At 66.3% G+C, this 8,814-nt stretch carries 9 protein-coding genes; 7 read left to right on the plus strand and 2 right to left on the minus strand.

The genetic code is table 11. The features are described 5' to 3' along the window. Window positions 1–173: 173 nt before the first annotated feature. Window positions 174–578, plus strand: a complete 405-nt coding sequence (locus ACFPUZ_RS12520; RefSeq protein WP_377002232.1) for a hypothetical protein — start codon at window positions 174–176, stop codon at window positions 576–578. 108 nt (window positions 579–686) lie between these two features. Then, window positions 687–1,190 carry a hypothetical protein gene (locus ACFPUZ_RS12525; protein WP_377002233.1) on the plus strand — a complete coding sequence of 168 codons (504 nt, stop codon included), beginning with the start codon at window positions 687–689 and terminating at the stop codon, window positions 1,188–1,190. A 13-nt stretch (window positions 1,191–1,203) separates the two neighbouring features. Here the strand turns inward: ACFPUZ_RS12525 and ACFPUZ_RS12530 are convergent, their stop codons facing one another. Beyond that, on the minus strand, window positions 1,204–2,442 hold the full coding sequence (locus ACFPUZ_RS12530) for a WYL domain-containing protein (RefSeq protein WP_377002235.1): 1,239 nt from the start codon (window positions 2,440–2,442) through the stop codon (window positions 1,204–1,206). 91 nt (window positions 2,443–2,533) lie between these two features. Continuing rightward, on the minus strand, window positions 2,534–3,601 hold the full coding sequence (locus ACFPUZ_RS12535; protein ID WP_377002236.1) for a hypothetical protein: 1,068 nt from the start codon (window positions 3,599–3,601) through the stop codon (window positions 2,534–2,536). A gap of 321 nt (window positions 3,602–3,922) precedes the next feature. Here ACFPUZ_RS12535 and ACFPUZ_RS12540 point away from each other — a divergent pair, with 321 nt between their 5' ends. The 5 genes from ACFPUZ_RS12540 to ACFPUZ_RS12560 are packed head-to-tail and all read left to right on the plus strand — an operon-like array spanning window position 3,923 to window position 8,713. Continuing rightward, window positions 3,923–4,927: a siderophore ABC transporter substrate-binding protein gene (locus ACFPUZ_RS12540; protein WP_377002238.1), complete on the plus strand. Its 1,005-nt coding sequence runs from the start codon at window positions 3,923–3,925 to the stop codon at window positions 4,925–4,927. A 21-nt stretch (window positions 4,928–4,948) separates the two neighbouring features. Next, window positions 4,949–5,935 (plus strand): ABC transporter permease, encoded by a 987-nt coding sequence (locus ACFPUZ_RS12545; RefSeq protein WP_377002239.1) that lies wholly within the window; start codon window positions 4,949–4,951, stop codon window positions 5,933–5,935. Next, window positions 5,928–7,076, plus strand: a complete 1,149-nt coding sequence (locus ACFPUZ_RS12550) for an iron chelate uptake ABC transporter family permease subunit (protein ID WP_377002240.1) — start codon at window positions 5,928–5,930, stop codon at window positions 7,074–7,076. The genes ACFPUZ_RS12545 and ACFPUZ_RS12550 overlap by 8 nt, the downstream gene beginning before the upstream one ends. After that, window positions 7,073–7,828 carry an iron ABC transporter ATP-binding protein gene (locus tag ACFPUZ_RS12555; protein ID WP_377002241.1) on the plus strand — a complete coding sequence of 252 codons (756 nt, stop codon included), beginning with the start codon at window positions 7,073–7,075 and terminating at the stop codon, window positions 7,826–7,828. Before ACFPUZ_RS12550 ends, ACFPUZ_RS12555 begins: the two co-directional genes overlap by 4 nt. Next, a complete protein-coding gene (locus ACFPUZ_RS12560; RefSeq protein ID WP_377002242.1) occupies window positions 7,829–8,713 on the plus strand; it encodes an arsenic resistance protein in 885 nt (294 codons plus the stop codon). The last annotated feature ends 101 nt before the right edge of the window (window positions 8,714–8,814 follow it).

Here is an 8,814-nt window from a genome sequence, read left to right on the forward strand (position 1 = left end):
AGTAGTCCTTCAGTGGGGGAGTGCAGACCGATGCTTCCGAGTGTATATGTGAGGCCTGACCATGCGCAGCCTATGGTGTGATCTGTATCTACTTGTCCGGAGGGTGGTTGACGGGACGCTGTACATTCGGCTACCTTGTGGATACGTCAACAACAACACCTCAAGGGGAAACAATGTCCAAGATTTCTGATGTCATCCTGCGCGGCGTGACCGGCGCCTTCATCACCAACTCCGGCGTGGGCAAGATCGGCATGCCCGCCGAGCACTCCGCCGGCCTCCAGCAGGCCGCTGCCTCCGGCATCCCGCTGATGGCCAAGCTGCCCTCCGACAAGTTCGGCACCTTCATCGGCTACTCCGAGGTCGGCATCGGCGCAGCTCTCCTCGCCCCCTTCGTGCCGAACAAGATCGCCGGCGCGGCCCTGACCGCCTTCACCGGTGGCCTGCTCTCCATGTACTTCCGTAACCCGGAGAACACCCAGGCTGACGGCATCCGCCCCACCCAGGAAGGCATGCCCCTGGCCAAGGACTTCTTCATGCTGGCCATCGGCCTGGCGCTGATGACGCAGAACGAGAAGTAGTCTCCCTCTGAGGCTCGTGCCCCGCTCCAGATCTGGAGCGGGGCACAGTGCTTTGTTGCTCTGATTTCCGGGTCCGCACGACGCTGGCGGTGGTGTTAGCCTGCGGGCATGGAGAAGGACTTCCAGGACCTGGCCCGCGAGCTGGGCCAGGCCATCGCTGAGGTACTGCGCGCCCACGCCACAGCTTTCGACGGGCGCCCAGTCGCGGGCCTGGCGTTGTGTCCCGTGGACGACTACCTGGTTCCTTACCTGGCGGTGGTGTGTGCGGAGGGGGATGCTCCGCCTGAGGACCTCCACGATCCGTGGAGCCCGGAGGAAATGGGCGAGCAGATCAGCAACGAACGCCTCGACCAGGCCACCGGACGTACCCATGACCTGGCCGATGCCTGGCCGGACGAGGACTGGGACAGCTTCGGACCCCTCCTGCGAGAAGCGCTGGTGACGGCACTCGGATCGGGAGAGGTGCAGGAGGCGCTGGCCAGCATCGGGTGGGACCCCATGCTGTACCTCTACCTGGTGGAGGAAGGGCGGGTGGACAGAGCGTCACTGGCCACCCTCAACCCCGGTCGGCAGGGCGATCCGGAGTACCGGGCCCTGGCGCGCCTGGGGTGAGGGGTGCGGTGGTTCACTCCGGCCGCGAGACCCTGCGGATCCGGTCGAGCCGAAAGATGCGGTCCTCAGAGCGCAGGTGGCAGTAGCCGCGCAGGAGGGTCTTGTTCACCAGGGTGGGGTTGGAGACGGTCCGCAGCGACTCGACGCCCGCCTCGTTCCGGTACTCGATCTCCACGGCGGTGCCTAAGGTGACCGCTTCCGCGAGGATCCCGGCTTCCGAAGCTGTGAAATACTCCGCCAACTCGGTCTCCGTGCGCGCCATCTCGATGCGGGTGCGCAGGGAGAGAGCCGGGGCCTCCTCCCGCACCTCGATGCCGAGGGCGCGGAAAAGTGGGGTCGCGTCGCGCCGCGTGACCATGAGTCCGCCGCCGATGACCTGCGGCTCGTATTCGGCGAGCAGGGGATCGGAGGCCGCCCGCGAACCGGCGAACTGGGAGGCCTCGAAGACGTAGAGGTAGGAACGTCCGAGGGCGCGGACGGGGGATTCCGCCAGCACGATGGGGGTGCGGACCTCAAAGGTCGGGTAGAGGTACAGCTCGGCGCGGCTCAACTGCTGCATGTCGAAGATCCAACGCTGCGGGTCGACGTCCGCCAACAGGGCCGCATATTCCTCGACGGCCAACGCCCGGCCGTCGGCGGACAGCACCCGGCGCACGGGATCGAGCTCCGGGTGGCTGCCTTCCCACCCCAGGACGCGGCAGAGCGCGGTCTCGCCGGCGCTGAGGTTGAGGCGGGCGGCGAAGGTCCGGTCCTGCAGACCTGCCACCTCCCGGTTCGCGGCGGCCAGCAGGAAGGCCGGGTCGAGGGGTTCGGGCTGGGCCGCCACGGCGTCGCGGAAGCGGGAGGACGCCAACAGGTGGCCCGCGGCGGTGGCGAACACCGAACCCTCGGGGTACTTCTGCGGCAGGCTGCGGCGCAATCGGTGGGCCAGCAGCGTCAGGGCGGCGGCGGAGCGGGAGAGCGCTTCGCGGATGTCCACCGTCCAGTCGGTGACCTCGAAGATCGGATGCTCGGGAAGCCCTTGCTCGGACAGATCCAGCAGCTCGCGGGCGGGGAGCTGGAAGGTCGTGCCATCGGTGTCGAGGCGGCCGGCCATGACCAGGTCATGGAGCTGCCAGGCCAGCTTGTCGACGTGCGCGGGCACCGGCCAACCGCACGGGTCGAGGACCCGGGTCTGCTGGGCGGCGTCCTGCAGGGTGAAGGTTTCCCCGAGGTGAGGCAGGGCGTGGAGGAGGTGCTCGGCGGGTGTCATGGCTGCAGACTAGGACGCGGCCCCGACATGACCCCGGGTGCGCGTTCGAATCCGCAGGTCAGGGCATCGAACGCGCATCCCGTGGGGCACGTCAGTAGATGTAAGGGCAATCGGCCAGGATGACGGAGTTGATGTGATCCTTGTGGACGAGCTTTTCGTGGCCCGAGAGCAGGAAACCGCGCACATAGGTGTTCCCGACGAGCGTCGGGCTCGCCATATGGGATGTGTGTTCGCTGGAGTGTGGGGTCCAGTAGTCGACAATAATGGGCCAGCCGTGATAGACCCCGCGCGCCAAAGCGTCGGCGGAGGACTCGTCGGCCCATTCCTCCAGGGTGGCACGGAGATCGATGATCTCATCCCGGCCGTTGTAGGGCTCGCCTATGTGGGCGTCCTCCGGCCTGCTGATGGAGAAGTCGGGCCAGTAGGTCACCTCGGCGCCGTGGAGGAAATTGTCCTCGACGTAGTACCAGATCTCTTCGCGGCTGTCCGTACCTTCGTCGCCGAGAGCACTGAAGATGTTCTTGGCCAGCTGAGGGGTGGCGAGGCCGGGGGTGAGGAGGTCGACGATGATGGGATCCCAGGTGTCCTGCGGGCCGAGGCAGGCGAAAGGGACACCGACGTACTGCTGCACGTCCTCGTCTTCCTCGAGCGCCTGGGCGATCTCTGTGGCGGTGACGGCCAGCACCCGGTAGGGGTCGAGGGGTTCGGGCAGGGCGAGGATCCGGTCGATGAAGGTGGTGCGGTCGTGGAGGAAATAGGTGAGTCGATCGAGTCCGTAGTGGCCGGTATCGGTCGCCTGCAGCTGCGCGCGGCGCGCTCTGTGGGCGATGAGCAGGAGGGCGGCGGTGGTGCGGGCCAGCCCCTCCTCGAGGGAGTGGCCGTAGAAGTCCTCGAGGGCAGGGGTGATGAAGGCGGGCAGGTCATCGGAGGTTTCGGAATTGGGATTCCGCAGGGTGTAGAGGCGGCCGTCGAGAAGCAGATCACCGCGGTCGATGAGGGCGGAGAGCCCGAGCCGCAGGTTGTGCGTGTGGGCTGGGACGTACCATCCGCACGGGTCGATGGTGCGGAGGGTGCGCTGGGCGTCGGCGAGGGTGAAGGGGCTGGGTAGGTGGGTGAGAGCGGCGCGGAGGTCGTTCGCGAAATCGTTGAAGGTGAACATGGGGCAGACCCTAGGGGATGGGACCGACACGAGGGGGCGCTCTACCGAACGGGCGTGTGAGGGGAATCCCCGGAATGCTCCCAGGGGGGTGGGCACAAACCGCAGGTGGCGCGGTTCGCGCGCCGCACGGCCTCTGAGCAGGGGTGTTGTAGGGCACAGTCCGGTGGCTATGGTGAGCCACAGCAAAGGCATGGGACCAGCGACGCCAAGATAGGCTTGCCTTACTTAGGGTCGCCTTGTAACGTTCCCGCGCAGGGGTTCCCCACACTGCCAGGACGCTGGTTTCCCACGCTTCGACACCTGAAGGACACAACAGACACCATGGCTCGCATCCGCCACTCCCTGATCGCCGCCGTCGCGGCCTCCGCCCTGTTCCTGGGAGCCTGCTCCGACAGCACCGGCACCTCCTCGACCGAGACGAGCGCCTCCGCTGCCGCCGAGGCCCGCACGATCACCGTCGAGGACAACCACGGCACCCAGGAGATCCACCTTCCCGTCGAGAAGGTGGCGGCCACGGACAACCGTTCCTTCGAGATTCTCGACGCCTGGGGCGTCGACCTCGTCGCCGCGCCGAAGCAGCTCGTGCCGTTTACCGTCGAGAAGTACAAGAACGACGAGAACATCATCGATCTGGGCACCCACCGTGAGCCGAACCTCGAGGCGCTGGCCGCCGCGCAGCCTGACCTCATCGTCAACGGGCAGCGCTTCGCGCAGCACTACGACGCCATCACCAAGCTCACCCCCGGCGCCGCCATCGTCGAATTCGAGCCGCGCGAGGGCGAGCCCCTCGCCGCCGAGCTCAAGCGCCAGACCGCGGAGCTGGGCACGATCTTCGGCAAGGAGGCCGAGGCGGACAAGCTCATCGCCGACTTCGACGCGGCCCTCGAGCGCGCCAAGGCGGCCTACGACCCGGCGCAGAAGGTCATGGCCGTCAACGTCTCCGGTGGCACCATTGGCTACATCGCGCCGAAGGTGGGTCGCACCTACGGCCCCGTCTTCGAGATGCTCGGCCTCACCCCCGCCCTCGAGGTGGCCAACGCCTCCGACGATCACCAGGGCGATGACATCTCCGTGGAGGCCATCGCCTCCGCCAACCCGGACTGGATCCTCGTGCTCGACCGCGACGGCGCCACCAACACCCGCAACACAGAGGAGTACATCGCCGCCTCCCAGGTCATCGAGGAGTCCGCGCCGCTGAAGAACGTCACCGCCATCAAGGAGGGGAAGGTCGTCTACGCCCCGGAGGACACGTACACCAACGAGTCCATCATCACCTACACCGAGATCCTCAACGGACTGGCCGACGCCTTCGAAGGCAAGAACTAACAGGCTCAAGGACACCGACTGATGACGACGACTGCGCCACCGCGCCGGGACGCCCGGACGAGGAAGAAGCTCTTCGACTGGAAGCTCATCCTCGGGATCCTCGTGGTCCTCGGGCTGCTCGTGGCGTCGCTGTCGGTCGGTGAATACGACATCCTCAGCACGGACGACGGCTGGGAGATGTTCGCCGAAACGCGCATCCCGCGCACCATCGCGCTCGTGCTGGCCGGCGCGGCGATGGCCATGTCCGGCCTGGTCATGCAGCTGCTCACCCAGAACCGCTTCGTCGAGCCGACCACCACGGGCACCACCGAGTGGGCCGGCCTCGGCCTGCTCGCGGTGACCTATTTTCTCCCGGCCGCGACCATCATGGAGCGCATGCTCGGCGCGGTGCTCTTCGCGTTCATCGGCACCATGGTCTTCTTCCTCTTCCTGCGCCGGGTGTCCCTGCGTTCGAGCCTTATCGTCCCGATCATCGGCATCATGCTCGGCGCCGTCGTCAGCTCGGTGTCCACCTTCTTCGCCCTGCAGACAGACATGCTGCAGAGCCTGGGCGTCTGGTTCGCCGGATCCTTCACCGACATTCTCCGCGGCCAGTACGAGGTGCTGTGGGTGGTCGTGCTCGTGGTGGTCGCGATCTTCCTCTTCGCCGACCGTCTCACCGTGGCGGGGATGGGCGAGGAGGTGGCCACCAACGTCGGACTCAACTACAACCGGATGGTGCTCATCGGCACCGGGCTCATCGCGGTCGCCACCGGCGTGGTCACCGTCGTGGTCGGAAGCCTGCCGTTCCTGGGGCTCATCGTCCCCAACATCGTCTCCCTGTTCCGCGGCGATGACCTGCGGTCCAACCTGCCGTGGGTGGCCCTGCTGGGCATCGGCATCGTCACCACGTGCGACCTCATCGGGCGCACCATCATCTCCCCCTTCGAGATTCCCGTGTCGGTCATCCTGGGCATCATCGGCGCGATCGTCTTCGTCACCCTGATCGTGAGGCAGCGCCGTGGATAAGAACCGCTACGTCGAGAGCATGGTGGATGAATCCACCGCGGACGGCGTCGACGCCTACCTCCGTGACATCGACCCGGAGGCCCGCCGCTCCGAGCGCGCCGAGCAGTCCTGGCCGCCCCACGCGGTGAAGCCGCAGGTCGCCCGCCGGGCGGGCGCCTTCCGGGACGCCGCGGCGGCCCGCCGGTACTGGATCGCGCTGGGCTCGCTCCTTTTCGCCGGGGCGCTCTTCGCCTTCGGCCTGCTGGCGTGGAACAACCCCATGCCCTTTGGGTCGGAGACCTTCTGGCTCATCGCGGAGCGGCGAGCCGACGCCGTCATCGCCATGCTCATCGTGGCCATCTGCCAGGCCGTGGCCACCGTCGCCTTCCAGACGGTGACCAACAACCGGATCATCACGCCGTCGATAATGGGCTTTGAATCGCTGTACACGGCGATCCACACCTCGACGATCTACTTCTTCGGCGCCGCCGGACTCATCGGGGCCCGCACGCTGGAGACGTTCCTCGTGCAGCTGGCGCTCATGATCGGGCTGTCGCTGGTGCTCTACTCCTGGCTGCTCACGGGGCGGCACGCCAACATGCACGCGATGCTGCTGGTCGGCATCGTCATCGGCGGCGGCCTGGGGTCGGTGTCCACGTTCATGCAGCGCATGCTCACCCCGAGCGAGTTCGACGTGCTCACCGCGCGGCTGTTCGGCTCCGTCAACAACGCGGATCCGGCCTATTATCCAATCGCCATTCCGCTGGTCGTGGCGGCAACGGCGCTGCTCTACCTCAACTCCCGCAAGCTCAACGTCCTGGCCCTCGGGCGCGACACCGCCCTCAACCTGGGGCTCAACCACAAGGTGCTGGCGATCTCCACCCTGGTGCTCATCTCGGTGCTCATGGCCGTGTCCACCGCGCTTGTCGGCCCCATGACCTTCCTCGGTTTCCTCGTGGCCACCCTGGCCTACCAGTTCGCCGACACCTACGATCACCGCTTTCTCTTCCCCATGGCGGCAGCAATCGCGTTCGTGGTGCTCAGCGGCGCGTACTTCATCATGAACCACGTCTTCTACGCGCAGGGTGTCGTGTCCATCATCATCGAGCTCGTCGGTGGTTCCGTGTTCCTCTTCGTCATCCTCCGAAAGGGTCGACTGTGATCACTCTCAGCAATGTCCGCAAGGACTACAACAGCGATGTCGCCATCGGTCCGGTGAACCTGGAGATCCCCGCGGGCGGCATCACCGCCCTCGTCGGACCCAACGGCGCCGGCAAATCGACGCTGCTCACCATGATCGGGCGCCTGCTGGGGATGGATTCCGGCGACATCAAGGTCGCGCAGTATGACATCACCACGACGAAGTCGAAGGACCTGGCGAAGATCCTGTCCATCCTGCGCCAGGAGAACCACTTCATCACCAAGCTCACCGTCCGCCAGCTCGTCGGCTTCGGCCGTTTCCCCTACTCGCACGGCCGGCTCACCGCGGAGGACGAGGAGATCATCTCCCGCTACATCGACTTCCTCCACCTCACCGACCTGGAGGACCGCTACCTCGACCAGCTCTCCGGCGGCCAGCGCCAACGCGCGTACGTGGCGATGGTGCTGTGCCAGGAGACGGACTACGTGCTTCTCGACGAACCCCTCAACAACCTCGACATCGCCCACTCCGTCGAAATGATGACACACCTGCAGTCCGCCGCCCGCGAATTCGGCCGCACCATCATCGTCGTCCTGCACGACATCAACTTCGCCGCCCGCTACGCCGACTACATCTGCGCTGTGAAGAACGGGAAGATCGTCGAGTTCGGATCGCCCGCCGAGGTCATGCGCGATGACACCCTCACCGCGATCTTCAACACTCCGGTGCAGGTCATCGACGGTCCCCACGGTCTGCTCGCGGTCTACCACTAGATGATCCGCTGGCTCATCCTCGCCGTCGTCGCCGGCCTGCTTATCGACGCCCCCGCCCTCCGGCCCCTGTCCACCCCGGTGCTCGGGGCGCTGCTTTTTGTCACGTTCCTGTCTATACCCCTGCGCCGACTGCGTATCGACGCCCGCTTCCTCACCGTCCTCCTCCTGCTCAACTTCGTCGTCGTCCCCCTGGTCGTCGCAGCGTTGACCTGGCCGTTGCGGGACTCCGGGGTGGTCTACGTGGCCGTCCTGCTCGTCCTGCTCGCGCCATGTATCGACTACGTCATCGCCTTCAGTGGCCTGGCCGGCGGGGACCGGCAGCAGTTGCTCGCCGCCACGCCCCTGCTGCTCCTGGGGCAGATGCTCCTGCTGCCCGTGTACCTGGGCCTTCTCGCGGGTTCCGCAGAACTGCTCGCGCCCGGCCCCTTCCTCAAGGCCTTCCTGCTGCTCATTGTCCTGCCCCTTGCCTTGGCGGCGCTGGTGCAGCGCAGCCGGCGCGCGGCGTGGTGGGAGCAGGCCGGGGAAAAGGCGATGACTCCGCTCATGATGGCCACGCTCTTCCTCGTCACCGCCGGCTACGGGCGCGACGCCGTGGGGGAGTGGCGCCTGCTGCTCGTCCCCGCCGCGCTGTTCCTGGCGTTCGCGGTGCTCATGGCGGTGCTCGGCTGGGCGGTGGCCGGGCTCTTCGGCTTATCGACGTCCGCGCGCATATCCGCCATCTTCAGTGGCGTCACCCGCAACTCACTGGTGGTCCTGCCTTTCGCGTTGGCGATGCCCGGCTCCCTCGCCCCGGTCGTGGTGGTGGGACAGACGATGGTGGAGCTGGTTGTCATGGTTGCGATGGTGTGGACCCTGCCCCGCGTCACTCGTCTTTTGCTGGGTTGACGTGGGGATTTGCTTTGTGTGGTGTGAAGTTCGTATAGTTTCACTCGTTGCCAAGAACGGTTGCCAGCAGGTGGCCGGGAGGGAAACGAAAAAAGAACTTC

Origin of the sequence: Corynebacterium nasicanis (assembly GCF_042658165.1) — a bacterium.
Lineage (GTDB): Bacteria > Actinomycetota > Actinomycetes > Mycobacteriales > Mycobacteriaceae > Corynebacterium > Corynebacterium nasicanis.

Excerpts from the sequence above, each read along its gene's own strand:
- ACFPUZ_RS12520 (WP_377002232.1), top strand. The coding sequence starts at position 174 with ATGTCCAAGATTTCTGATGTCATCCTGCGCGGCGTGACCGGCGCCTTC.
- ACFPUZ_RS12525 (WP_377002233.1), top strand. The coding sequence starts at position 687 with ATGGAGAAGGACTTCCAGGACCTGGCCCGCGAGCTGGGCCAGGCCATC.
- ACFPUZ_RS12530 (WP_377002235.1), bottom strand. The coding sequence starts at position 2,442 with ATGACACCCGCCGAGCACCTCCTCCACGCCCTGCCTCACCTCGGGGAA.
- ACFPUZ_RS12535 (WP_377002236.1), bottom strand. The coding sequence starts at position 3,601 with ATGTTCACCTTCAACGATTTCGCGAACGACCTCCGCGCCGCTCTCACC.
- ACFPUZ_RS12540 (WP_377002238.1), top strand. The coding sequence starts at position 3,923 with ATGGCTCGCATCCGCCACTCCCTGATCGCCGCCGTCGCGGCCTCCGCC.
- ACFPUZ_RS12545 (WP_377002239.1), top strand. The coding sequence starts at position 4,949 with ATGACGACGACTGCGCCACCGCGCCGGGACGCCCGGACGAGGAAGAAG.
- ACFPUZ_RS12560 (WP_377002242.1), top strand. The coding sequence starts at position 7,829 with ATGATCCGCTGGCTCATCCTCGCCGTCGTCGCCGGCCTGCTTATCGAC.